The sequence below is a fragment of the Mycoavidus sp. SF9855 genome, assembly GCF_024582735.1.
Lineage (GTDB): Bacteria > Pseudomonadota > Gammaproteobacteria > Burkholderiales > Burkholderiaceae > Mycoavidus.
The window spans coordinates 189,197-215,361 of the sequence record NZ_CP102085.1; the positions used below are offsets into that span (position 1 = coordinate 189,197).

Below are 26,165 nucleotides of genomic sequence, written 5' to 3' on the forward strand. Positions count from 1 at the left end.
GCTAGTGGGGATGCTAAAAGAATTCATTCGCAGATTATAATGCCTCATTCATCTATTCAATTGTGGCTTGGGACTTATGTCTCGGGCAAGCTACGCAGGTTTTGGCAAATTGTCGACAGTCACCCCCCCTTTGTTACCTAAAAAACAGGCGCTAGCTCAGGCGAGCCGCTTGCCGCCGATAGAGTTTCCCGCTGAATTACCAGTGTCAGGCAAACGTGTGGCAATTGCCGCCGCGATTGCCGCGCATCAGGTCGTGATTGTATGCGGCGAGACAGGTTCTGGTAAAACCACGCAGTTGCCCAAAATCTGCCTGACGCTCGGGCGTGGCCTGGGCGCAGGCGGAGATGGGCTGATTGGCCATACTCAGCCACGGCGTTTGGCGGCCACCGCCACCGCGCGACGGATCGCGCAAGAGCTGCATACGCCAGTGGGGGAGGTCGTCGGCTATAAAGTACGGTTTACTGACAAACTGAGCCGTGGCGCATCCATCAAACTGATGACCGACGGTATTTTGTTAGCAGAAACCCAATCTGACCCGCTGCTGCGCGCCTATGATACGTTAATTATTGATGAGGCTCATGAGCGCAGCCTGAATATTGATTTTTTATTGGGTTACCTAAAAGAAATTCTGCCGCGCCGGCCCGATTTAAAAGTAATCATTACCTCCGCCACGTTAGATGCTGAGCGGCTTGCTAAGCATTTTAGTCACGCCGGGGGCAATGCGCCCGTGATTGAAGTGAGTGGCCGACTATACCCGGTTGAGATGCGCTATCGCCCAGTATTAAATGATGACCCGCGGGTGGCGGGTTTGTCAGCGACGACGTCATCTGCGGCGGTGTCTGGCAAGCCTGAAAGTGCGCGGGAAGCCGGGCGCGATTTGATGGAGGCGATTGTCGACGCAGTGGATGAGCTGGCGCGTGAGGGCGCGGGCGATGTGCTGGTATTCTTGCCCGGCGAGCGCGAAATTCGTGAGGCGGCGCAAGCACTACGTCAACGCCATCCCCTGCACACTGAAATTTTGCCTTTATTTGCGCGCTTATCAATGGCTGAGCAAGAGCGTGTGTTTAAAACCGGCAATGCACGCCGGATCGTGCTGGCCACTAATGTGGCTGAAACTTCGCTGACGGTGCCCGGTATCCGTTATGTAGTAGATACCGGCCTCGCGCGTGTTAAGCGTTATTCTTATCGTAATAAAGTTGAACAATTACGTATTGAACCGATTTCACAGGCGGCGGCACAGCAACGTGCAGGCCGTTGTGGGCGGGTTGCAAATGGCATCTGTATTCGTTTGTACGATGAGGCTGATTGGCAAACGCGTCCCCGTTTTACCGACCCGGAAATTCTGCGCTCTTCATTGGCTGCCGTCATTCTAAGAATGAAATCGCTACAGCTGGCTGAGATCGAAAGCTTTCCATTTCTTGAACCGCCACCGGCGCGGGCGATTGCGGATGGCTATCAGTTATTAACTGAGTTAGGGGCCGTTGATAGTGCCCACCACTTAACGCCGGTTGGTCAGACCCTAGCGAGACTGCCGCTTGATCCGCGAGTCGGCCGGATGATCTTGGCTGCGTGTGAGCAACAAGCATTGCACGAGGTACTCATTATCGCCAGCGCACTATCGGTGCAAGATCCGCGTGATCGCCCGCTTGAACAACAGGGCGCTGCTGATACGGCGCATCGTAAATTTGCCGATCAAAAATCGGAGTTCTTATCTTTGCTTAAAATCTGGCAGTGGTTCGATGAAGCGCTGGCGCATAAAAAATCAAACCGGCAATTGCTGGATTTATGCCGCGCCAATTTCCTGTCACATTTACGTTTACGTGAATGGCGCGATGTCCATAGCCAGTTATTGACCGTGGTTGGTGAGCAGGGGTGGCGGATTAACCAGACAGCTGCGACATTCGAGCAAATCCACGTGTCACTGTTGAGCGGGTTGTTGGGAAATCTTGGGCTGAAAGCGGATAACGAACCTTATTATCTGGGCGCTCGCGGGATCAAATTTTATTTATGGCCTGGTTCGAGCTTAGCCAAAAAAGCTGGACGTTGGATTATTGCAGCTGAGTTGGTCGAGACCAGCCGCTTATTTGCGCGCACCACCGCGGCCATTGAGCCAACTTGGATTGAGCGCGCTGGCGCGCATTTACTACGGCAATCCATCAGTGAGCCGCACTGGGAAAAGAAAGCGGCTCAGGTGGTCGCCTTTGAGCGCGCAACACTATATGGTTTAACGGTTTATCATCGCCGTCGCGTGAGTTTTGGTAAACAGACGGCGCAAGCTGCGCTACAGGCGCGGGAAATTTTTATTCGCTCCGCTTTGGTTGAGGGCGAGTTTGACACTAAGCTGCCATTTTTCAAACACAATCGGCAATTGATCGCTGAGATTGAGCAACTTGAACATCGCTCTCGGCGCCAAGATATTCTGATTGATGATGAGTTGATTTATGCTTTTTACGATCAAGCCATTCCGCCTGATATTTATACCGGCGCTGATCTTGAGCGTTGGTATCGCCAGGCCATGCGGAGTCAACATAGCAAAAATGAAAAGCTCCTTTTCTTAGCCCGCGATGATCTAATGCGGCATGAAGCCGCTGGCGTGACGACCGAGCTCTTTCCGAAAAAACTGGTACTGGCTGGGATTGAAATGGCCATCTCCTATCACTTCGAGCCAGGCTCACCCCGTGATGGGGTGACCTTGGCAGTGCCAATTTTTGCATTAAACCAAATCGATGCGCATCGTTGTGAATGGCTGGTGGCGGGAATGCTTAAAGAAAAAGTCCATTTATTGCTCAAATCATTGCCGCAAAAATTGCGCCGCCATTGTGTTCCCTTACCTGCTTATGCGGCGGGTTTTGTCGAGCGCGCAAGGTTCGGCGTGGGTAGTCTGATGGAAGCGCTGAGTGCGGATATCCGCGAGCAAGAACAACTCAATGTGCATATGACTGATTTTAAGCTCGAAACCTTGCCGTCGCACCTGTTCATGAGTTTCAAAGTGATCGATGAATATGGTCGGCAGCTTGCCTCGGGTCGTAATCTTGCGCAATTGCGGGCAGAATTAGGTACCCAAGCGCAGCAAAATTTCCAGAAAATTGCGCTTAAAGCAGTGACTGGCGTAACCGAAGAAAACGCAACAGCACAAAATAATGAAAAAGCACACAACCCTAAGGCCGCTGCGGCACTCTACGAAAATTTGACCAGCTGGAGTTTTGGCTGCTTGCCAGAACTCATGGAGATTGAACGCAAGGGCGAAACTCTGATTGGCTATCCAGCACTGGTTGATCGCGGTGCAGCTTGCGATCTAGAGCTTTTTGATCTACCGCAAGAGGCGGCGCGTGCTCATCGAGTTGGCTTACGGCGGCTTTTTGCGTTGCAACTGCGTGAAGCAATTCGTTTTATCGAAAAAAATCTGCCGGGTTTTCAGCAGATGGCAATGCAATACATGCCGCTTGGCGCCGCAGATGAGCTTCGTGCGCAAATTATCACCTGTGCGCTTGAGCTTGCTTGTTTACGCGAGCCATTGCCTACGGATGCAGCGACTTTTGCTAGCCGCTGTGATGAAGGGCGCAGTCGCTTTACATTACTCGCCCAAGAAGTTGCTCGCTTGGCAGCACATATTTTGACGGCATACGCCACGGTATCGAAAAAACTCGCTGCAGTAAAAAGTTTTGCGCCGGCTCATGCCGATATGACGCAACAATTGCAGGCTTTGATTGAGAAGCATTTTCTGATCGATACGCCTTATGAACAGCTGGCCCATTTTCCGCGTTATTTACAAGCGATGACACTACGCATCGATAAATTAAAAAATGATACGGCTCGTGATGCACGGCTTTTTGCTGAGTTTTCGCCGTTGAGTGTGCGTTATTTACGCACCCAAGGGCAGCGGCGTCAGACGGCTCATATCATCGATCCGCAACTGCAGGCATTTCGCTGGCTGCTCGAAGAATTGCGCGTATCACTTTTTGCGCAGGAGTTGCGTACCCCGATGCCAATCTCAGTTAAACGGCTACATAAAATTTGGGAGTCGCTTGAGCGATGAGTAGCGTTTTGCTTTTCCCTTTGCCTTTTATGCAAGCATGCTATTTTAGAGAGAAAATTAAGGGTGATGAGCGGCCAATTTATTGATCGTGATCTACTGATTTTTGCCGATAGCCGAGTATGCGTGAAATACGTAATGCTGTCTCACTAAGTTGGGCGAGCCAAACATTTTGCATCCGATCAGCAGGGGCGGAAAGGGATAGTCCAGCAACCAGTTTGTTCGTGTCATCATGAATGCCGGCCGCAATGCAACGCACGCCTAGCTCGAGTTCTTCATTATCGCGCGCATAACCATGTTGGCGTACATGGTCTAACTCACGGGTCAACTTAGCGGCATGAGTAATGCTATTTTGCGTGTGGCCGGCTAACCCAGTACGGGCTATATACGCTTGTACGCTTTCGCTTTCATCCACGGCGAGAAAAAGTTTACCAACCGAGGTCAGATGGAGCGGCGCGCGTGCGCCAATCGCCCGCACCACTTGCATCCCCGAGCGTTCGCTATAGGCTCGTTCGATATAAACAATTTCATCTCCTTGCCGGACTGATAGATTAATTGTCTGCCCAGTCAGTTGACGCAGCTCGTGCATCGGCCCTAATGCAGTATCGCGCACCGAAAGCCGTGCTTTAACCACATTGCCTAGCTCCAGCAGCCGCATGCCAAGCCGGTACGCGCCGGGTTCAGCGCGATCCACAAAACGGCAAGTCACCAGATCATTGAGAATTCTATGCGCGGTAGATGGATGTAATTGAGTTTGCTGCGCAAGCTCTTTTAGGCTAATCGCTTTAGTCTGCGTGGCAAGTGCGTCTAACAGCCACGTCATGCGCTCAATCACCTGAATCGAAGTTTTAGTTGGCGAACTACTATCGCTCATCGCATTGAATAAAAAGAAGGGAAAGTCTTTTTATACCATAAGTGACTTGCTCGCTTATCGAACATGCGCATTCGGTACAACAAAACCTTAAAGCTTGAATCATGTGATGGGTGCGCAAGCGGTCGGTATCTCTGCAAGTGCCTGTGCGCATTCGCGTACAAGGGCAGGACCGCGGTAAATGAGCCCGGTATATAATTGTACAAGTGATGCGCCTGCAGCTAGCTTTGCACGTGCATCGTCGGCTGAAAAAATTCCGCCAACGCCAATGATAGGAATGGCATCGCCTAAGGCAGCATAAAGTTGGCGAATCACGGCATTTGAAGCATCGAATAACGGCTTGCCTGATAAGCCGCCTGCTTCATCCGCAGATGGGAGCCCAGTAACCGATGTACGTGATAGCGTTGTATTGGTTGCAATGACTCCCTCAATACGGTGGCGTAGCAAAGTATCGGCGATTAATTTAATCTGTTCATCATCAAGATCGGGCGCAATTTTTAACACCAAGGGTACGTATTTTTTGTATTGATCGGCCAGGCGCTGCTGTTTATCTTTTAATGTAGCAAGTAAGGCATCAAGGGCCGCTTGATCTTGTAACTGACGCAGATTTTGTGTGTTTGGTGATGAAATATTAATCGTCACATAGCCGGCAAATGGGTAGACTCGTTCCAGGCAATATAAATAATCATCGGCCGCTTGCGCGAGCGGCGTGTCGGCATTCTTGCCAATATTAAGGCCAAGGACACCTTTAAAATGTGCGGCTTGTACATTTTCTACAAATTGCTCAACGCCACCATTATTAAACCCCATCCGGTTAATCAAGGCGCCAGCCTCGGGCAGACGAAACAGGCGTGGACGTGGATTGCCAGGTTGCGCGCGTGGCGTCACCGTGCCTACCTCGATAAAGCCAAAGCCAAGCGCTGCGAGGCCATCAATGCAGCCACCTTCCTTGTCTAACCCTGCGGCCAGGCCAACTGGGTTATCAAAATGTAGCCCCATGACTGTGCGTGGTGCGCGGACTGTGCATAAACCTGGAAGTTTAGTCGCGCCAATGCGACTCGCTGTGCGCAGTAGCGAAAGAGTCAAATGATGTGCTGCTTCTGCGTCCAGACGGAACAGACATGAGCGTGCAAGCGGATAAAGGGAATTCAACACGATTGAGCATTAATAATGAAAGTTCGCTATTATGAACGAATTAACAAATAACCAACGCTATTATGAAATTCTGCCCTACTTGTGGTGACACGGTGAATTCAGTTATCCCACCTGGTGATAACCGGGAGCGTTTTGTGTGTATGCATTGCGGTGAAATTCATTACCAAAATCCTCGCAATATAGTTGGCACGGTGCCGGTCTGGGACGGTAAAGTTTTACTCTGTCGTCGTGCAATCAATCCGCGTTATGGCTTTTGGACCTTACCCGCGGGCTTTATGGAACTGGACGAAACCACGACTCAAGCAGCTGCTCGGGAAACCCTCGAAGAAGCTGGGGCACGGGTTGAAATACAGGAGCTTTACTCGTTATTAAATGTACCTCGCGCGCGTCAGGTCCATATTTTTTATCGCGCCCGTTTGCTAGATCTTGACTTTGCTGCAGGTGAAGAAAGTTTAGAGGTGCAACTTTTTGACGAAGCAAGCATTCCTTGGCCTGAAATCGCTTTTGCAAGCGTTGAACAAACCTTGCATTTTTTCTTTGCTGATAGCGCTAGCGGAAATTTTAAGCTGCATACGGGTGATATTCTCCACACTTTACACTCAGGCTGAAATTGCACCATTGCCATTCATGATAGAAGACTTTGTGCACTATAATGAACCGGCAATCTCGGCTTATCCGGTGATCATGGCTTGCCTATCTTTATACTATGTTGCTTTGGCTGCACAATAATGATCCCTTCCCAAGCGTTGAATCCGCGCTTGACTCAGGCAGTGGCGCGTCTGGCTTGCTTGCGGCAAGCGCAACATTAGATGTGCAACGCCTGCTCGCGGCTTATCGCCAGGGCATTTTTCCTTGGTATTCAGACGGCCAACCGGTCTTGTGGTGGAGCCCAGATCCACGTATGGTTCTTGTCCCTGCAGAATTTAAGATATCGACCTCATTTAAAAAAACGCTAAAACGCGTACTACGCGAGCCTGCTTGGGAAATCCGTGTGGATACCTGTTTTATCGATATCATCACGGCGTGCGCCCACGTCACGCGGCAGGCCCAAAACGGAACTTGGATTACGGCGGATGTGCTGGCGGCCTACAGTGCGCTGCACCAGCAGGGATTTGCGCATAGCGTTGAGACTTGGTATGAAAATAAGTGCGTTGGTGGTTTATATGGCATGAGCGTTGGCATGATGTTTTTTGGTGAATCGATGTTTGCGCTACGCCCCGATGCATCCAAAATTGCACTGGCTGCATTAGTTAGCCATTTAAAACGGCATAATGTAAACATGCTCGACTGCCAACAAAATACACCACACCTGGCCTCACTCGGCGGGCGTGAAATTCCGCGCCATCTATTTATGGCTCATCTGAGTCAGGCTGTGGTTGCGCCGCCCATTCCATGGCAGTTTGATAAAACAGCATTGCTCGATGTCATCACTTAGCCAAGCGCTATGTTAGAGTATTGGGCGACAAGGGCTCAAGATTTGTATACCCTTATTTCCTTAAGCACTCTCTATGCAAAACCTATGCAAGGTCAAGATTGAAGGCTTCAAATCAATCGCCAAGACAGAGTTGTCATTAAATAATCTTAATATCGTCATCGGTGCGAATGGTTCTGGCAAATCAAATTTGATTGGAGTATTCCGTTTACTAGAACGGGTGTTCTCTCATAACTTGCAACTATTCGTGGCGAGTCAGCCGGACCGATTACTCCATCATGGGCGAAAAGTCACGCCTGCGTTAATAATTGACTTTGTTTTTGAGCAAAATGAATCATATGGTTTCACATTAAAGGCAGAACAAGACAGACTGTTTTTTGAGGAAGAACGGGTCAAATACAATAATAATTTATGGGGTCGGGGTTATGAAGGGGTAATTGCGGTTGGACATAAAGAAAGTCACTTTAGAGAATTCGTTTTTAAATCTGTCAACAACCCACTTGCTATTCATATATTTCCGAAACTCGAAAATAGTAAACTTTATCATTTTCACGACACGTCGGATTCGTCGCCAGCAAAACGAACAGCCCATCTTTCGGACAATCGTTTTTTTCGTTCTGATGCGGGTAATCTGCCAGCTTATTTGTACTGGCTGAAACAGAAGCATCCAATCAATTATCGACACATCGTTGAGCATGTACGCTTGGTTGCGCCTTTTTTCGATGATTTTATTCTAGAACCTTTGCGATTGGATGAGGAAAAAATCAAACTTGAATGGCAGCAAAAAGGCTCCGATGCTTATTTTGATGCTTATTCGTTATCTGATGGCACGTTACGCTTTATCTGTTTGGCTACACTATTACTGCAACCTACTCCGCCCTTTTTAATTCTTTTAGATGAGCCAGAGCTTGGTTTACATCCTTTTGCAATCCGTATTTTGGCTGAAATGTTAGAGGTAGCATCCAAGGATGTTCAGGTATTATTGGCGACACAGTCTGTGACTTTACTCAACCATTTTTCACCCAAAGACGTAATTATTGCTGAAAATGATGGTTTAAAAACTCAATTTCGCCGTTTACCGGAAAACGAACTTAGCCATTGGCTGGGAGAATTCAGTTTGGGCGAGTTATGGGAGAAAAATGTGCTCGGAGGCCGACCATGACCAGGGTGCTTATGCTCGTTGAAGGTCAATCTGAAGAAATTTTTGTGAAGACGACCCTCGGCCCCTATTTAGAAGAAAAGTATTGCGTATACATATCTCCTATCGTGCTTTGGACAAAGCGTTTAGCAGCAGGTGGCGGCTTTCGGGGTGGTGTATCGGGTTGGGAGCAGATTCGCAAGAACCTGTTACCACTGACTTTTGATACGCACGCGTGGATTACTACATTGCTTGATTTTTATGGATTACCGGATGATTTTCCTGGTATCGATCATGCCCGCGGGCCAGGCTGCGCGCGTGAACGGGTTAACGCTTTGCAACAGAGGTTTGCGCAAGAGATTAACCATCCTCGCTTTATTCCATTTTTGCCTTGCATGAATTTGAGGCATGGCTGTTCTGTGCTCCTCACAAGATAGCAGAGCATTTTGGTGATACAAGGGTAGGGGTGCTTGAAGAGCTAACAACGGCAGTTGAATATGCCGGGGAGCCTGAACTCACCAATCACGGTGAGCACACTCATCCTAAAGCACGGTTGAACAAACTTGGTATAGGCTATAAAGAAACTTCTGATGGGCCGACCTTGTTAGCAAAAATTGGTATCCCATCGATCAAGCAAGCGTGCCCGCATTTCTCTGCTTGGCTAGAAAAACTAAAATATCTAGCGCAAGCAGCATAAAATTAGAAAGTACCAAGTACTCCCGCTATAGCAAACCAAACAACGGTGTTTAAAACGGAATATCGTCGTCCATTTCATCAAATCCACTGCTTGCTGGCGCATGGGCGGGCGCACTGCTAGGGCGGTTTGCCGCTGCGTTTGCAGGAGTGAAATTGCTTGTGCGCGCAGGGGGTTGAGCGGACCCTTGCCCGTAGCCTTCTTGATCCATTGAAACTGTGCCAGTGCTACGCCCGCCGAGCATTTGCATTTGGTCACCCATGATTTCAGTTGAATAGCGATCCTGCCCGCTTTGGTCTTGCCATTTGCGAGTGCGAATCCGTCCTTCAATATAGACGGATGACCCCTTCTTAAGGTAGTCCCGTATTACCTCTGCTAGCCGGTTAAAGAAAACGACGCGATGCCATTCAGTCAGTTCTCTCATTTCGCCACTTGCTTTGTCTTTGTAACGTTCCGTAGTAGCCAGACGAATATTGGCTACCGGATCGCCATTAGGTAAAGCGCGGATTTCAGGATCGGCGCCAAGATTGCCAACCAGTATAACTTTATTCACGGATGCCATTAATTTCCCCTGTCAATTCGATGCATAGATTCAGAAAAGCGTGCCGCGCGTGGGCATTGCATATTGGCGGCGATTATAAGCCATGCAACCACGAGTACCGCGCAGCTTATAAATACTGTGTGATAATCTGCATTTTTCAGCAACCAGCCGCCGAACACACCGCCCATAAAATAACCGAGCGCCTGCACAGTGTTGTAAATACCCATTGCGGCACCTTTGCGTGCGCCGGGTGCTAGGGTTGAGATAAGCGAGGGTTGCACCGCCTCAAGCACATTAAAACCCGTAAAATACACCGTCAGTATGCCCGCCAACCACCATAGAGTAGGTGGAAATTCAGCGAATAACAACTGGCTGAACAGGATACATAAAATAGCGATGAGTAGCACGGTTTTCATGCGACCATATTTCCCCGCAGCAATAATCGCCGGGATCATCAGTACAAAAGACAATCCCATCACAGGCAAATAAATCTTCCAGTGCGCAGTAATAGGTAGCCCAGCCGTTACCAGTAAGTGCGGGACTACAATAAAAAGGGCAATCTGGGTGAAGTGCAAGACGAACACACCAAAATTGAGCCGTAGCAATTCCGCATGGCGTAGCACTTGTGTAAACGGGGCTTTGCTATGCGCGGTTGGGGCGGCAGGGGTAGGGACGACCCATAACACCACACCGATTGATGCGACTGCGAGTAGGCCAATGATGCTGAACAATCCGCTCATGCCGAGCCAGCCAAATAAAGTCGGCGCCGCCACCAACGCCACCGCAAATGATAAACCGATGCTCGCACCTACCATCGCCATTGCTTTAGTGCGATTTTCTGTCGTAGTGAGGTCAGCTAACAAAGCGGTGAGCACTGACGAGATGGCGCCGGCGCCCTGCAGAGCGCGACCAATGATGATCCAGGTCAGATCGGAGGTCAGTGCTGCGACTAGACTACCCAGTGCAAAAACCAGCAGCCCCGCAATAATCACGGGTTTACGCCCAAGCCAATCGGATAGCCACCCATAAGGAATGTAAAAAAGCGATTGCGCCAGTCCATAAATCCCAAGCGCCAGCCCGACGAGTAAGGCATTGTCGCCGCCTGGCACGGTCTTCGCGTACACTGAGAAGACCGGCAGAATCAAAAAGAGACCTAACATGCGCAACGCGAAAATCGCCGCAAGCGAAACGGTTGCGCGAATTTCTTGTGAGTTCATAGATAAGGAGGCAATCAAAGAAAAGCAAACAAACGCAGTAGATAAAATTTGGAATTGAGCATGCTGCTCAGTAAGCGATTATAGTAACAGGTTTGAGCTCCTTTTTTGCTACAGGTTATGGAAGAAATCCGCATTCGTGGGGCCCGCACTCACAATTTAAAGAATATCAATCTTGATTTACCCCGCCACCGTTTAATTGTGATTACGGGACTTTCTGGCTCAGGTAAATCGTCGTTGGCGTTTGACACGCTCTATGCTGAAGGCCAGCGGCGCTATGTTGAAAGTTTGTCCGCCTATGCGCGGCAATTTTTGCAGCTGATGGAAAAACCGGATGTTGATTTGATTGAAGGGTTGTCGCCGGCCATTTCAATTGAACAAAAAGCCACGTCACATAATCCACGCTCAACGGTGGGGACGGTGACTGAGATTCACGATTATTTGCGCTTACTTTATGCGCGTGTAGGCACACCTTATTGCCCAGACCATGCGCTGGCTCTTGCGGCGCAAAGTGTATCGCAAATGGTTGATGCGGTGCTGGCGTTGCCGCTTGGAACCAAATTGATGATCATGGCGCCAGTGGTTGTCAACCGTAAGGGCGAGCATATTGATCTATTTGCGCAAATGCAAGCACAGGGTTTTGTCCGTTTTCGTGTGCGCTCGGGTGGCGGGACCGCAAATGAAGGCAAAGCCCATATTTATGAAGTTGATGAACTGCCAAAGCTGAAAAAGAACGATAAGCACACAATCGATGTCGTGGTAGACCGGATCAAAACTCATGCCGATATGAAGCAGCGCTTAGCTGAATCATTTGAAACCGCGTTACGGCTTTCTGCTGGCCGGGTGCTTGCAGTTGAGATGGAGAGTGAGCATGAACACCTGTTTAGCTCGAAATTTTCCTGCCCGATTTGTTCTTATTCGTTGCAAGAGCTTGAACCACGCCTTTTCTCATTTAATAACCCAATGGGCGCTTGTACTGAGTGCGACGGTCTGGGTCAAATCACGTTTTTCGATCCTAAACGAGTGGTGGCCTTTCCTTCACTGTCGCTAGCCTCGGGTGCAATTAAGGGCTGGGATCGGCGTAACCCATTTTATTTTCAGATGCTACAAAGCCTGGCCGCGCATTTTAAATTTGAGCTTGATACGCCTTTTGAGACGTTGCCAGAGAAAACCCAAAAAATTATCTTGTTTGGTTCGCAACGAGAGGTTATCCCTTTTTCTTATCTCAATGAACGTGGGCGCACGTCGATTCGCGAGCATGTGTTTGAAGGCATCATTCCTAACCTTGAGCGCCGTTACCGTGAAACTGAGTCGGCGACGGTGCGTGAAGAATTGGCGAAATACCAAAATAATCAGCAATGTCCCGCTTGCGCTGGCGCGCGTTTACGCCGTGAGGCATGCCATGTAAAGCTTGGTGATGGCCCGAACGCGCGCGCGATCTATGAAATCAGCGCTTGGCCGCTACGCGATACGTTAAGTTACTTCCAGACTTTACATCTGACCGGAACTAAACAAGGAATCGCGGACCGGGTGATTAAAGAAATCACGGCGCGCCTGTCGTTTCTGAATGACGTCGGGTTAAATTACCTTTCGCTCGAACGCAGCGCAGATACTTTATCAGGCGGCGAAGCGCAGCGCATTAGACTTGCTTCGCAGATTGGCTCTGGCCTAACCGGGGTGATGTATGTGCTTGATGAGCCTTCAATTGGCCTGCATCAGCGCGACAATGACCGCTTAATTAAAACGCTCAAGCATCTGCGCGATTTGGGCAATTCGGTGATTGTGGTTGAGCATGACGAAGACATGATTCGCGCCTCTGATCATGTGGTTGATATGGGCCTAGGCGCAGGCGCGCATGGTGGCTGCGTGATTTCGCAGGGTACGCCCGCGCAAATTGAGGCGGATCCTAATTCATTAACGGGTGCGTATCTCGCGGGTCGCCGCCAGATTGCTTTGCCGGCTGAGCGCAAACCAGTAGGGGTAAATTCTTTAAAGATTATTGGCGCGCATGGCAATAATCTAAAACATGTTACGTTTGAGTTGCCGATTGGTCTATTGAGTTGCATTACGGGGGTTTCGGGCTCGGGTAAATCAACTTTAATTAATGATACGTTATATCGCGCGGCTGCCCGCCATTTATATGGCTCAACTGCCGAAGCTGCGCCCTATGAAGAAATTGAAGGGCTTGAACATTTTGACAAAGTCATTAATGTTGACCAGTCTCCGATAGGTCGCACGCCCCGTTCAAATCCGGCAACCTATACGGGCCTTTTCACGCCAATCCGTGAGCTTTTTGCAGGCGTGCCGGCAGCTAAGGAGCGAGGCTATGGCCCGGGTCGATTTTCCTTTAATGTAAAAGGCGGCCGTTGTGAAACGTGTCAAGGCGATGGGGTGCTAAAAGTTGAAATGCACTTTTTGCCAGATGTTTATGTCCCCTGCGATGTGTGTCATAGCAAACGCTACAACCGCGAAACGCTCGAGATTCAATACAAAGGCAAAAATGTCAGCGAAATATTAGCGATGACCGTTGAAGTTGCCTATGAATTTTTTAGGCCGGTGCCAATTGTTGCGCGTAAACTGAAGACTTTGCTTGATGTTGGGCTTGGCTATATCCGTCTTGGCCAAGCGGCCACCACTCTGTCAGGAGGTGAGGCGCAACGGGTGAAGCTTTCGCTAGAGCTCTCTAAGCGCGATACTGGCCGCACGCTTTATATTCTTGATGAGCCGACCACGGGTTTGCATTTTCATGATATTTCATTGCTGCTTGAGGTGATTCACCGGCTGAGCGACCAAGGTAATACGGTGGTGATTATTGAACATAACCTTGATGTCATTAAAACCGCGGACTGGGTGATTGATCTGGGTCCAGAAGGTGGGGCCGGTGGCGGTCAAATCATTGCATGCGGCACACCAGAGCAAATCGCCAAGTCAAAGGCAAGCTTTACCGGAAAGTATTTAGCACCACTCTTAAAAAGAAATAAGCGCAAAAAACCGCGGGGTAGTGAGATAGAAACGGCATCTAACGCGTAGCGCACGGACTTTAAGGGGAAAGGAAATCAAGATGGAAGAAAACAGAGCACATCAGTCTAAACGGCATGTTCATGCGCCCTATGTTTTAGGTGCGCCAGGGCGCAAATCAACCAGTGTGCCAGCTAAATGGGTGGTCGTTGAAATCGCCAGCTACATCTTGGCAGGTATTGCGCTGTGGTTAGTGTTAGCGCTCCAGCTGCTAAGTGGTTTACTGGCCGGTTTATTTACCTTTCAGCTGATTCGTGCTCTGACCCCTTTACTGGAAAAGCGCTTGTCGAGCCAACGTGCGCGCTGGTTGTCTGTCATGCTGCTGTCTATTATCGTGACGGGCGTTTTAAGTGCCGCGACGGTGGCCGCCATTTCGTATTTTCAACATAGTGCGCCTAACGAACAAAAACTGCTTGAACGGACTTTGCAAATTATTGATGGCGCGCGCGGACAATTGCCACTTTGGTTGCAAAATTACCTACCGGACGATATAGAAGATATTCGCACAGGTGCGCTTGATTGGTTGAGGGCGCATATTGGCGAATTACGACAAGGCGGCAAAAATGTTGTGCTGGGTTTCGTGCGGATTACGCTAGGCATGATTCTCGGCGCGATTGTTGCGGTTAGTGTCACCCGCCGCGTATATCGCTTGCCATTTGCCGCCGCCTTGGCAACGCGCATTAGCCATTTTAGTGATGCGGTTAAGCGTATTGTTTTCGCGCAGGTAAAAATTTCTTTGATCAACGCGACTTTAACCGGCATTTATCTGCTGCTTGCGCTGCCACTGTTCCATATTAACCTGCCGCTTGCGAAAACGCTTGTTCTGCTTACTTTTGTGATCGGGCTGCTCCCGGTCGTGGGTAACCTGATTTCAAATACTGTCATTATTGTGGTTTCATTATCAGCCGCGGGCGCACCGGTGGCGGTTGCTTCGTTGATTTTTCTAGTTGTCATTCATAAACTTGAATATTTTCTGAATGCACGTATTATTGGAATTGAGATTGAAGCTCGTACCTGGGAGCTATTATTGGCGATGATTATCATGGAGGCAGGTTTTGGCTTGCCCGGTGTCGTTGCCGCGCCGATTTATTATGCTTATTTGAAACATGAACTTTCTACCGCGAAGTTAATTTAGTTTAAGAACTTGTGATACGCATATATCTATTTTTTAAATCAGGTCTATACTGTATTGACAAATGTGTTTATTGTATTTGATTAAATTAATTTAACGAGAGGATTTCGGATGAATCGCGAACCCAACCAGACCGAAGTGTTGCTGCGTCAAATGTCAGATATGGATAAGCTCGCAGAACGTGTCAGTGAATTATGTGCACAAGTTGCTGAATTGACTGAAAATGCAGCGCGCGACCCTGAAGCGCAGGCGCGTTTAGCTAAGTTGCAGCAAACGTGGGACAGCAGCAACAGCGATGTACCCGAGCAGATTGAGCAAATCCAAGCCCATATGCAACGTGCAGTTACATATAGTGAAGAATATACGAAGGCGATGCGCGCTGAGTCGGACTCATCTGAAACCGCCAATCAGCGCCAACGCTCGGATAAAGTCGCTTATAAGAAGACGCGGCAATTGGCTTAATGATAATTTGTTGCAATCGCTGGCGTTGAATAGGCTAAAATAGTTTGAATAATTACTCAACTCTGGCAACAATCAAGTGTGTCAGAGGGGGCGAAGAGCGGTGTTTTGTACGATTTTATCAAGAAAAGGCGGGTTAAATGACCAGTAGCGATGCACTTTTACGTTCTAACGCGTGGAATGCCGTAAGCGAGTCTAGGATGCTGCGGCTAACGACTCAGGGTATTTATTCAGATGAATACAAAAATCCATTTGAGTTGGTGCGGGTCGCATTAAATACGCTATGCGATGGTCAACGCGCGGTAGTGCAGAGGCTGAAAGCCACAGCCGAGGCCGAGATGATTTCGCAGCAGATAAACGCGCCGCTTTCGCAAGCAGAAAAGGCGCTCGCAAATTACGAGGGCGAGCTAAATAAAGTGATGCAACTTAGCCACCAGCTCATTACTAGGATACTGGATGCAATCCGATAAATTGGGCTTAACGCGTCAGTCAATACATTAAGCTTAACGCAGCGAGTGTGGGTTCTGGGCGTGAGCCTAAAACTACTTTTGTGGTAACGGCTCTGATCGAGAGTAAAATTCTAAAAAAGTAGTAAAATGTAAGGCGGCCTCTTGATTAGACGGCTGCTAATTAGAGCGTGTACTGGCGGAGCATGTGAAATGCTATGGCATGGTAATTTCAAAAAAATAATGGAAGGGCAAGGATTATTAATATGACAGCCCGTTTTTTATGGAAATTGGTTTTCCAATCGGGGGCTTTAGCTGGGCAGGTGCTACATCTGCCTGCTGGTGAATTGACCGTTGGTGACCAGCCTGGATGCGATGTACATTTCCCTCTGCCTGGCGCGCACGGGGACCATTGTGTGTTACGCGTTGATGAGCATGGCGTGACTCTTCGGCCTCTGCGAGTGCGTTGTAAAGTGAACGGCCGCGGCTTAAAAACGGATGAAATTAAGCTGGATGTGGGGCAAATCGTGGATTTGGCTGGCTGCAAGTTTAGCATTGCGCGTGTGGCCGAAGATACGGCAAGTTCAGTCGAAAAGCTGCCCGTTACTGCACCTGCCGGGCGTGCCGCTGTGCGTGCGCGCGATTTGCGCTTATGGGGCATTGGATTGCCATGCTTAATAGCCGCCGGCTTAGTGGTTGCAATGCTACAAGCAGGGCAAGAATTGCGTGCCTCAGTATCGCGCTATGTGCCATTTAATCTAGAAAGTTATCAAGAGGCGTTGCGGCTAGATACTGGGCTCGCACAGGTAGAAGTCGTCCGTGCTGAAAGCGGTGCGTTGACGCTCTCTGGCTTATGTCGTCATACAGCTGAATTGGCTCCATTTTTAGCCCGGCTTACAGATGCGGGTATTGCATACTGTAATCAAGTTGTCTGTGAAGATGAACTGCGTCAGGGCATTGCTTACACACTGCGAGCAAATGGCTATCGGGATGCGCGGGTAAGCGCCGGTTCGTCGATAGGTTCGGTGGTGATTGCCGGTAATATCTATGCAGGCAAACGTTGGGAAGCAGTGAGTCAGCAATTAAATCGGATGCCGGGCTTGAAGTCGTGGACGGTGAGTAACGATACCGACTCCACTATCACCGGCTTGGTGGATACTTTGCGCGAGCATAAGCTGCTTGCAAAGCTAAGCGTGGCGCGCCAAGGCGGCGATATTTTGACCGTAACGGGCCAATTGCCGGCGGCGCGTCAACAGCAACTTAGGCAAGTATTGGACATCTGGCAAAAACGGCATGAAGACCGAATTCGAGTAGTGTATCAGGACATCCCAACCTCAAAGCTCCAGCTTGGCATATTCCCTGCCACGGTGACAGGCTTTAGTGGCAACCATAAAACTGCTTTTTTACAGCTGGCCAATGGCATGAAAGTGCAAATCGGCAGTACCTTGCCGAGTGGCTATGTGGTGACAAAGTTGGATGAGAGTGGGGTGGAGTTGCGCAAAGAGGGGCAACTGGTTCATCTGCCACTTGATCTGTGAGTCGCTCACAATGAATAATAGTCCAGTGACGCAGCTTGAAGAGCGCTTATTGATAGATCAAGACGGCACACACCGGACGCAACTGGTGGCCCAGCTTGAAAGCGAAAAAGATCGAGTGCAACGCTGTTTGCGCCAGCCTTGCACTCCGCTTCAATACCGTATCTACAAACAGCAGTATGTCGCAGTTGAACATGCGCAAACGGTGATTGATACAGTTTGGTGCGCTTATCATAGGCCGCTTGCGCAAAAAGTTGCTCAGGTCGCTTCTTTATCAGTCATAAAAAAATAGGAATAGCGTGAAACAATGGGTGTTGTTGCTAGCAATGCTGCTAGCTTTCGGACTGGCGCAAGCGCGTATTCCATGGAAGGGTGCGCCTTATTTCATTACAACGCGTGGCGCAAAAGTGGCCGATGTTTTAAAAGACATTGGTGTAAATTATGGGGTTCCCGTGATTGTAAGCTCCAAAGTGGACGACCATTTTGTAGGCACGATCCGCAACGAAATGCCGGATGCGATTCTCGAGCGTTTCATTCAGCTATTTAACCTCGCAACCTATTACGATGGTCAGGCGCTCTATGTGTATAAAGGGCATGAAATCAAAAGCCAGATCATCACGCCGCGCTATTTGTCTACCAATAAGCTGGTTAAGTATCTTAACCAAGGTGGCGCGACAGAGCAAAAATATTGCTCTTTGCGCACCGTCAGCAATTTCAATGCGCTCGAAGTATTTGGCGTGCCGATGTGCATTGAGCGCGTAACCGAGCTTGCAAAAAATCTAGATGAGAAGGTCTTGGACCAGGCGCAAAATCAAGAAACCGTTCAGCTTTTTCCGCTGCGCTTTGCTTCTGCCGATGACAACCTGTATAGCTATCGAACGCAAGAAGTACGCGTGCCGGGCGTGGTGAGCGTCTTGCGGGAAATGATCCAAGGTCGTTCCCCAATTGGGGAAGGCGTTCCGATTAACAGCGCTAATGGTGGTTTGCTAACGAATACATTACCCGCGTTTTCCGCCGATTCGCGGCTCAATGCGGTGATAGTAAGGGATCGGCAGGTTAATATGCCGATCTACGCGAAATTAATCAAGCAACTGGATCTGCAACCCGTACAGATCGAAATATCGGTCGCCATTATTGATGTCAATGCAGCGAATCTGAGTGCGCTTGGCGTTAACTGGTCGGGTACCGCTAACGTGGGCAGATTTGGCGTTGGGTTTAATGCTAATCAGCCGCAAGGCGCAAGTGGCGTCAGTGGCACGATTAGTAGCGTGTTGAATGATACCACCGGTTTCATGGTGCGGCTCAATGCGCTTGAGCAACATTCACAAGCAAAAATCCTCTCGCGGCCATCTATTGTCACTTTGAACAACGTGCAAGCTGTACTGGATCGTAGCATCACTTTCTATACTAAATTGCAAGGCGAGCACGTGGCTAAGCTTGAGTCGGTTTCGGCGGGCTCGCTTTTGCGCGTGACTCCGCGCCTCATCAAAAACGACGGCTATGATCAAATCATGCTCACGCTTAATATTCAAGATGGCCAGCAGTCTGATCCGATTCCCGGCAATCATGAGCAATTGCCGCAGATTACCAACGCTGAAATTTCAACTCAAGCGACCTTATTGCCAGGCCAAAGTTTGTTGCTGGGGGGCTTCGTGCAAGACCAACAGATGCAAGGCGAAACTAGAATACCGTTGTTGGGTGATCTGCCGCTGTTGGGTCATTTGTTCCGCAATAAAAATGACACCGCGCACAGTGTCGTGCGGCTCTTTTTAATCAAAGCGGATCCTCAGCCAACTGGGCCGCAACGAGTGCTGGCTAAATTGTCGAAAAAGGCTGCAAATCAAAACCAGTCGATAGACGAGCGAGGCATGTTAGAAAGCACCATTCGTACCGAAATTGCGCAATAATGGCGCTGTTGTTTTGATCATAAAAAATAAATGCAGCAGATGTTTGATACTACTGTGTTAATGCAAGAATTTGACTTTATAAGGTAGATATATATGAGCATGTCAATTGACCAAATCACTGACGTTATGAGCAACAAAGCGATGGATTTGTCGCGTAGCTTGCAAAATGTAATCTCTCGCTCTGATATTTCCGACCCAAACGTAATGAGTCAGGTGCAGCATTTTACGAACCAGCTATATAGTACGATTGGTTTGCAAAGTGCGATTTTGGATGTCTATAAAAAAATCAATCAAGTGATCATTCAGCGTATCTAATGACTGAACTTGCGCGAGACATCAAGCAACTTTTGGTTGAAGCGGCAATTGCAGCGCCTAATCATGGGCTGCTTGCCCAAGCCCAGGGGTTACTTGAGGCGCTACCCGCACTTGGGTTGGAGGATGAAACCCAGGCGCTGGCAGCGGCCATGGTGCATTTTGGTCTGCGCCAACCGCGGGCAGCCTTAAATGCAATAGAAGGGGTTGAAGATACGTGTGCGCAAGATTTGCGCCAGATGGTTGCAGATTACACGGATGACCTAGTGCGTAAAAAGCACTCGCTAGGTTAACCCACGCTATTTATTTGCTTTTGGTGAGCTTCTTTTTCTCTCGGAGAACTATTTTTTATGTCCATCGATATCCAATCGATTCCGCCTTCAATGCTAGCGCCTGCAGCGCATGGACTCAATCCCATCGTGCCGCAGCCCTCTGTTGAGCAGGCGGAAGGTTTCGCCAAATTATTGCAATCTAATGCGATACCCAAACATGAAGAATCGCTGCTTAAAGCGATGCAGACTCAAAGCGAACAAACTGCGCAACGGTTAGCGCCAGCGTTGGATAAAGCGGCTGATGAACCCGGGGCGATGCTAAAAGTGCAACACGGTTTAGTCAAAACGGTGCTAGAACTCGATCTGGCGGCAAGAATTGCAAAAGCCGGCGCCGATGGAATCAACAAGCTTACGTCAATGTCATGAGCAAGAATTTTGTTGCGGGTTGCCTATTGGCGCTTAGTCTATTGTTGTCAGGCTGCAAAGTGCCGTTGTACTCGGAGTTGTCCGAATATGAAGCCAATCAAATGCTCGCGCTGTTAATGGCGAATCAGATTGATGCCGCGAAGCAAACGGATAAAGTGGGTGGTTTAACGTTGCGGATCAAAAAATCGCAATTTATTCATGCTGTCGAAATCTTGCGGCAAAACGGCTATCCACGGCCTAAATACGCGTCGGTGATGGATGTTTTTCCATCCAATCAGCTGATTTCATCGCCTGAACAAGAGCGGGCGAAGATGAGTTATCTGAAAGAGCAGCAAATCGAAGGCATGTTGATGAGTATCGATGGCGTGATTGTGGCGCGCGTATCCATCGGTAGTGTGCCGCCTGACAATTTAGGTATCGATACGGTCAGACCAACGATTTCGGTGTTTGTAAAATATTCTCCCGCCACTAATTTATCGACTTGGCAAGGACAAATTCGCGATCTCGTGCGGCAGGGAGTGCCCGGCATTCAAGATGACAGCATTAGTGTCGTCATGGTGCCTGCGACTTATCGTTATGTGTCATCGCAGCCGCAAGCCATGCCATCGTGGTGGGCGCGCTTATTGCAAAATCCGATCTTGTTTGGCGGTATGGTGTTGCTGTTTGTAGCGATGCTGGGTTCCGCCGTTGGTTTCTCAATATGGCAAACGCGCCGGCCATCGTGACGGATCCGCTTGAGGCGCGCTTATATGCGCTGCTTTGGCGTCCGGGAGCAAGCATGCATAGCCGATGGTGGCAGGCGCTGGAGCTCGACGCCTGGCAGTCGGTTTATCAAACCTGCGCGCGTAGTCAGCGTTGGATTGAGCAAGCGATTGCAGCGCGTCGGGGCGTGCCAGCCATTGGCGCACCCCTTACGTTAACGTTGCTTGAGCGTCGCCTGCTTGGGGTGTCAGAAAAATTACCTGTGCTGTTATTGGCGCTTGGCTTATTGCGTCTTGGGCAGCCGGAATATTGGATGCTCAAGCCTTATCTCGAAACGCTTAAGCCCCATCTAGATGCAGTTGCGTGTTCCCAATTAGCGGTGTTTTCAGCGGCGGTGGCGCCGCCTAGATTCAGAGTGCAAAGACCGTTAGTTGAGCCTGAACAACTCATTGAGCACGCGTGTGCATATGGGGCAGCAGTGCTAACTGGGGCTTTTGCCGGTAGCGCCGTATTGCAAGCGCTCGAGATTTTGCTAGCGCCTGGTAACTTCGATGGCGAGCCGCTGACTGAGTCAGCGGCATTGTTTGGGTTGGATACGTTATTCCGTTTGGCCCGTTTTCTATAAATAATTTGGATCTAGCTGTTGCCGTGAATATCGAAGCCAATCCTTTCAACCTTGAAATTAATCTGATTGATGGACCCGAGCCGTCAGAATCTGTGCTGCAGGCCAGCACACTTGGTCTATTAGAGCAAGCGCAAGCGGTGCTTGAGCATGCGCAAACACAAGCTTCTCTGTTGCAGCATGAAGTTGAGCTAGAGGCTGTGCAAATTCGTGCAACGGCGAGTGAACTCGGTGAAGAAGATAAAGCTGCGCTGATTCGCCAAGCGCAGGACGAAGCGCGTGATGAAACAGTAACCCAAGGATTGAGCTGGCTATTGGATGAGGCGCAGTTAGAGGCAAGTATTATCGACCGTCTAGAAGCACGTGTACGCAGCACCATGGCAAGCGTATTGCAAGAGTGGTTAGATGGACAAGACCGGGTCGCACAACTGGCGCGCCAACTGGCAACCCAAGTCCGTGAGCGGGCGCGGCAACGTCCCTATAAAATCCGCCTGCATCCGGCTGAATGCGAGGCCGTTGCTGCACAGTTAGCGCACAGCCCAGAGTTAGCGGAGATTCACTGCGTCGCAGATGCTGCGCTGACTGCTGGCCAGGCCATTATTGACACTGAATTTCTGCGCATCGAATTTGATTTAAGCCGGCATTGGGCGCAAGTTCTAGCAGCCCTGCGGGGCGAGACTTCAAGTGCCTCTCTGGCCTCACCCGCAACGGTTACAAATACCGATACCGATGAGCATTCTTCTGACGCATTAGCACCGCAAATTGAGCCAGTGTGGTGAGAGCGCTCTTACTTATAACAAGTTTTAAAGACCATTCATGAACAGGCTGACTCCCGCCATCAACCGGCTCAATTCCATTTTAATTGCTGCGTCACAACGGCAAGATATCATCCTGGTCGCCATTGTAGTAACGGCAGTCTTTATGATGATCTTGCCTTTGCCTACGGTATTGGTCGATATATTAATCGCCATTAATATCATGCTGTCGGTGACGGCACTGACGATTGCAATTTACATTCGTAATCCGCTCGAATTCTCGGCCTTTCCGGCGCTTCTGCTGATTACCACCTTATACCGGTTGGCACTGACGATCACGACCAGCCGTTTGATTTTGCTCCAGCATGATGCAGGCGAAATTGTCTATGCCTTTGGTAATTTTGTCGTAGCCGGTAATGTTGCCGTCGGGATTATTATTTTTACGATCATCACCGTGGTGCAATTTATTGTCATCACCAAGGGCGCGGAACGAGTTGCCGAGGTCAGCGCCCGTTTCTCGCTAGACGGCATGCCCGGGCGGCAAATGAGCATTGACGGCGATATGCGGGCCGGTGTGCTAAGCGCGGAAGAGGCGAAAATTGAACGCGACTTACTGCAAAAAGAAAGCCGTCTATTTGGTGCCATGGATGGTGCGATGAAGTTTGTTAAGGGTGATGCCATCGCCAGCATCATCGTGGTCTTAGTTAATATTATTGGTGGCATTGCGATTGGCGTGATGCAGCACAATATGAGCGCGAGCCAAGCAGTCGGCACCTACGCAATCTTATCGGTAGGAGATGGCTTAATCGCACAGATTCCGGCGCTTTTGATTTCGATTACCGCAGGTCTGATTGTGACTCGCATCCCAAACGCGGAGCAGCAAAATCTTGCCACGCAGATGATGGACCAACTGGTTGGGCAGCCATGGGCGCTCTTAATGGCCGGCGGGGTGATGCTTATTTTCGCGTTGATTCCTGGTTTTCCAACGTTTATCTTTGGCGGGCTAGCAGCCCTTGTCTTAGGTTTTGGGTTTCATATCTGGCGCACCCAAGCGCGTGTAGCACACGGACAGCAGGGAACCGCCGCCAAGGAAGAGGTGCAAGCAGCGCCTGCACCTGCGCTATTGGTACGGATTGGACCAAAGGCTGCTCGCCGCGATCGATTAGCGAGTGCGCTTGAGCGGTTTTGCCGTGAAAGATTTGACGAGCTTGGTCTGCCAATACCGCTGCCGGTGATTGTAGAAGCCCCGGAGTTACCGCCTTATAGGGTGGAAATCCAGTTATATCTGGTGCCTGTTGTTTCGCTGACTTTGCCGGAAAACGCTGATCTAGTCTGGGCCAAAGCACAAGCATTGCAGCTTGAGGCACAGGAATATTCTCTGCCATGGGGCGTAATGCTGTCGTGGTTGCCGCCAGAGCATAGAGAGGTAGCGACGAGCCTCGGCTTAGCTGTACATAGCAACGAGGATCGGATTAGTGCGTTGTTGGGTGCTGTGGTGGCGCGCTACGCGGAAGATTTTGTTGGTTTGCAAGAAACTCGCACGCTCCTAAACAGCGTAGAAAAAAACTATCCAGAGCTGCAGCGTGAACTACTGCGCGCGATGTCTTTGCACAAAATTTCTGAGATTATTCGGCGTCTTGTCTCAGAGGGCGTGCCCATTCGAGATCTACGCTCAGTCTGCGAGGCATTGGCTGATTGGGCAAATAAAGAAAAAGACATTGTATTGCTAACAGAATATGTGCGCATCACTTTGCGGCGGCAGATCTGCCATGTTTTTGGCGGTCCTCAACGCCGTATTTCAGTACTCCTAATTGGCGAGCGCATCGAAAATATGATTCGCGATTCAATCCGCGAGACATCCGCTGGCACCTATTCAGCATTGGATGTAGATAAAACCACCGCGATTCTCGAGCTCTTGCGCCGTCATATCAACAGCTATCAAGCACGGGGAGAATACCCGGTACTCTTGACGGCGATGGATGTGCGTCGTTATTTGCGCAAGATGATCGAACGTGAATTCTTTGCCACACCAGTATTATCCACGCAAGAATTAATGGAAGACCTTGAGGTGAACGTGCTTGGCAACCTTGAGTTATTTGATGAGGACCGTCGCCATGCCTTGGCCTGATGCTGAAGCGCTCGCGCAGCGCTTGGACGAGCGGCTGCAAGCCAGGATCACGGTGCCCGCCGCTCGCGAGATCGGCTCTGTGCGCCGGGTTGGCCCAACCGTTCTACACGCCTCGTTGCCAGGTGCGCAATTGGGCGAACTATGCCGCATTGGCACGCCGGGATTGATCGCGGAAGTGGTTGGCTTGAATGAAGAAACGGCGACCCTGTCACCGTTTGATGAACCCTTAGGGGTGGCGTGCGGGGCCGACGTCGAGCGCCTTGGCCGGCAGCTTGAAATTGAAGTAGGCGATCATTTAATTGGTGCTGTATTAGATGGCTTTGGCCGGCCGCTAAGAATGCAAAGAACGCGTGCGCCGGGTACGCTTAGCCAGTCACGGCCAATTTGCACTGACCCGCCAAGCGCGCTCTCGCGCCCCTTGGTGCAGGAACCGTTGTCGCTGGGTATTCGCGCGATTGATGGGTTGCTGACCTGTGGCAAAGGACAACGCGTGGGGATTTTTGCGGCCGCCGGAGTTGGTAAGAGCGCTTTACTTGGCATGATGATGCATGGGAATTTGGCCGATATTGTTGTGCTTGCGTTAGTGGGTGAGCGTGGCCGGGAAGTGCGCGAGTTTATCGATCGTGTATTTGATGATGAAATGCGTCGGCGCGCGGTGATTGTGATCGCAACTTCTGACCGGCCTGCGCTTGAACGCTATAAGGCCGCCTATACCGCAACCACCATTGCGGAATATTTTCGTGATCAAGGCAAAAATGTATTGTTGCTAGTTGACTCCGTGACGCGTTATGCGCGCGCGGCGCGTCAGCTTGGGGTGGCGGCTGGCGAACCCATGGCGGCTAATGGCTATCCACCCAGTGTTTTTGCTGCATTGCCACGTCTATTGGAGCGGGCAGGGCCTGCTGCGCAAGGGGTCATCACAGGGATCTACACGGTGCTAGTAGAAGGGGACAATATGAATGAGCCGGTGGCTGATGAAACCCGCTCGATTCTAGATGGCCATATTGTCTTATCTCGTGCCTTGGCTGAGCGCAATCACTATCCAGCGATTGACGTGCTGCGTAGTGTCAGCCGCGTGATGACCCATGTTGCGCCGACTGGGCTCAAAAAGCATGCCGCCAAATTGCGGCGGTTACTTGCTCGTTACGATGATATTGATCTGCTGGTGCGGGTTGGCGAATATCAGCGTGGTCAAGATGCGGAAGCCGATGAAGCGCTTGATCGGCGTTCTGCAATTGAGAGCTTTTTGCGTCAAAGCACGGCGCAATCAGGTGGACTTGCTGAAACCGAAATGGCGCTGAGGCAAGCGCTGACTGATAGCCAAGTTGCGTCGACCCGGTCACGCCATGATGAGCTGATGCATTAATTAAGAG

At 49.9% G+C, this 26,165-nt stretch carries 23 protein-coding genes and 1 pseudogene; 20 read left to right on the forward strand and 4 right to left on the reverse strand.

Annotated features, from left to right (window positions below; translation table 11 throughout):
* The first annotated feature begins 76 nt into the window (after positions 1–76).
* On the forward strand, positions 77–4,036 hold the full coding sequence (hrpA, locus tag NQD60_RS00765; protein ID WP_257100679.1) for an ATP-dependent RNA helicase HrpA: 3,960 nt from the start codon (positions 77–79) through the stop codon (positions 4,034–4,036).
* Positions 4,037–4,115: 79 nt separating this feature from the next.
* On the opposite strand, the gene NQD60_RS00770 is transcribed toward hrpA, so the two are convergent.
* Complete coding sequence (locus NQD60_RS00770; RefSeq protein ID WP_257100680.1) at positions 4,116–4,907, reverse strand: IclR family transcriptional regulator; 792 nt, start codon at positions 4,905–4,907, stop codon at positions 4,116–4,118.
* 99 nt (positions 4,908–5,006) lie between these two features.
* The gene (locus NQD60_RS00775; RefSeq protein ID WP_257100681.1) at positions 5,007–6,059 is read right to left on the reverse strand and encodes a quinone-dependent dihydroorotate dehydrogenase; all 1,053 of its coding nucleotides are present in this window, start codon (positions 6,057–6,059) and stop codon (positions 5,007–5,009) included.
* 62 nt (positions 6,060–6,121) lie between these two features.
* Between NQD60_RS00775 and NQD60_RS00780 the strand changes: the two genes are divergently transcribed.
* The 4 genes and pseudogenes from NQD60_RS00780 to NQD60_RS00795 all read left to right on the forward strand — a co-directional run bounded on the left by NQD60_RS00780 (position 6,122) and on the right by NQD60_RS00795 (position 9,326).
* On the forward strand, positions 6,122–6,667 hold the full coding sequence (locus NQD60_RS00780) for an NUDIX hydrolase (protein WP_257100682.1): 546 nt from the start codon (positions 6,122–6,124) through the stop codon (positions 6,665–6,667).
* Positions 6,668–6,765: 98 nt separating this feature from the next.
* The gene (aat, locus tag NQD60_RS00785; protein WP_257100683.1) at positions 6,766–7,494 is read left to right on the forward strand and encodes a leucyl/phenylalanyl-tRNA--protein transferase; all 729 of its coding nucleotides are present in this window, start codon (positions 6,766–6,768) and stop codon (positions 7,492–7,494) included.
* 73 nt (positions 7,495–7,567) lie between these two features.
* A complete protein-coding gene (locus NQD60_RS00790) occupies positions 7,568–8,653 on the forward strand; it encodes an AAA family ATPase (RefSeq protein WP_257100684.1) in 1,086 nt (361 codons plus the stop codon).
* A gap of 11 nt (positions 8,654–8,664) precedes the next feature.
* Positions 8,665–9,326, forward strand: a pseudogene (locus NQD60_RS00795) (DUF4276 family protein).
* 49 nt (positions 9,327–9,375) lie between these two features.
* Here the strand turns inward: NQD60_RS00795 and NQD60_RS00800 are convergent.
* Complete coding sequence (locus NQD60_RS00800) at positions 9,376–9,885, reverse strand: single-stranded DNA-binding protein (protein WP_223693161.1); 510 nt, start codon at positions 9,883–9,885, stop codon at positions 9,376–9,378.
* Entirely contained in the window at positions 9,885–11,081 is a 1,197-nt protein-coding gene (locus tag NQD60_RS00805; RefSeq protein WP_257100685.1) for an MFS transporter, read from the reverse strand. The genes NQD60_RS00800 and NQD60_RS00805 overlap by 1 nt, the downstream gene beginning before the upstream one ends.
* A 117-nt stretch (positions 11,082–11,198) precedes the next feature.
* On the opposite strand from NQD60_RS00805, the gene uvrA reads away from it, so the two are divergent.
* The 15 genes from uvrA (at position 11,199) to NQD60_RS00880 (ending at position 26,158) form a co-directional block, all read left to right on the forward strand.
* Complete coding sequence (gene uvrA / locus NQD60_RS00810) at positions 11,199–14,108, forward strand: excinuclease ABC subunit UvrA (RefSeq protein ID WP_257100686.1); 2,910 nt, start codon at positions 11,199–11,201, stop codon at positions 14,106–14,108.
* Between the two features lie 31 nt (positions 14,109–14,139).
* Entirely contained in the window at positions 14,140–15,231 is a 1,092-nt protein-coding gene (locus NQD60_RS00815) for an AI-2E family transporter (protein ID WP_257100687.1), read from the forward strand.
* Between the two features lie 108 nt (positions 15,232–15,339).
* Entirely contained in the window at positions 15,340–15,690 is a 351-nt protein-coding gene (locus tag NQD60_RS00820) for a hypothetical protein (RefSeq protein WP_257100688.1), read from the forward strand.
* 137 nt (positions 15,691–15,827) lie between these two features.
* Complete coding sequence (locus NQD60_RS00825; protein WP_257100689.1) at positions 15,828–16,157, forward strand: hypothetical protein; 330 nt, start codon at positions 15,828–15,830, stop codon at positions 16,155–16,157.
* A gap of 242 nt (positions 16,158–16,399) precedes the next feature.
* Entirely contained in the window at positions 16,400–17,671 is a 1,272-nt protein-coding gene (gene sctD / locus NQD60_RS00830) for a type III secretion system inner membrane ring subunit SctD (protein ID WP_257100690.1), read from the forward strand.
* 10 nt (positions 17,672–17,681) lie between these two features.
* The gene (locus NQD60_RS00835; RefSeq protein ID WP_257100691.1) at positions 17,682–17,960 is read left to right on the forward strand and encodes an EscE/YscE/SsaE family type III secretion system needle protein co-chaperone; all 279 of its coding nucleotides are present in this window, start codon (positions 17,682–17,684) and stop codon (positions 17,958–17,960) included.
* 7 nt (positions 17,961–17,967) lie between these two features.
* A complete protein-coding gene (locus NQD60_RS00840; protein ID WP_257100692.1) occupies positions 17,968–19,575 on the forward strand; it encodes an EscC/YscC/HrcC family type III secretion system outer membrane ring protein in 1,608 nt (535 codons plus the stop codon).
* Positions 19,576–19,668: 93 nt separating this feature from the next.
* A complete protein-coding gene (locus NQD60_RS00845; RefSeq protein ID WP_257100693.1) occupies positions 19,669–19,890 on the forward strand; it encodes an EscF/YscF/HrpA family type III secretion system needle major subunit in 222 nt (73 codons plus the stop codon).
* Entirely contained in the window at positions 19,890–20,180 is a 291-nt protein-coding gene (locus NQD60_RS00850; RefSeq protein WP_223693183.1) for an EscG/YscG/SsaH family type III secretion system needle protein co-chaperone, read from the forward strand. The genes NQD60_RS00845 and NQD60_RS00850 overlap by 1 nt, the downstream gene beginning before the upstream one ends.
* A gap of 57 nt (positions 20,181–20,237) precedes the next feature.
* Positions 20,238–20,585, forward strand: coding sequence for a type III secretion system inner rod subunit SctI (sctI, locus tag NQD60_RS00855; protein WP_223693185.1), 348 nt, complete (start codon positions 20,238–20,240; stop codon positions 20,583–20,585).
* Complete coding sequence (gene sctJ / locus NQD60_RS00860) at positions 20,582–21,310, forward strand: type III secretion system inner membrane ring lipoprotein SctJ (RefSeq protein WP_257100694.1); 729 nt, start codon at positions 20,582–20,584, stop codon at positions 21,308–21,310. The genes sctI and sctJ overlap by 4 nt, the downstream gene beginning before the upstream one ends.
* A complete protein-coding gene (locus NQD60_RS00865; protein WP_257100695.1) occupies positions 21,286–21,912 on the forward strand; it encodes a type III secretion system domain-containing protein in 627 nt (208 codons plus the stop codon). Before sctJ ends, NQD60_RS00865 begins: the two co-directional genes overlap by 25 nt.
* Positions 21,913–21,917: 5 nt before the next feature.
* Positions 21,918–22,688: a FliH/SctL family protein gene (locus tag NQD60_RS00870; RefSeq protein ID WP_257100696.1), complete on the forward strand. Its 771-nt coding sequence runs from the start codon at positions 21,918–21,920 to the stop codon at positions 22,686–22,688.
* Between the two features lie 37 nt (positions 22,689–22,725).
* Positions 22,726–24,792 carry a type III secretion system export apparatus subunit SctV gene (gene sctV / locus NQD60_RS00875; protein WP_257100697.1) on the forward strand — a complete coding sequence of 689 codons (2,067 nt, stop codon included), beginning with the start codon at positions 22,726–22,728 and terminating at the stop codon, positions 24,790–24,792.
* Positions 24,779–26,158, forward strand: a complete 1,380-nt coding sequence (locus NQD60_RS00880; RefSeq protein WP_257100698.1) for a FliI/YscN family ATPase — start codon at positions 24,779–24,781, stop codon at positions 26,156–26,158. Before sctV ends, NQD60_RS00880 begins: the two co-directional genes overlap by 14 nt.
* Positions 26,159–26,165: the final 7 nt, after the last annotated feature.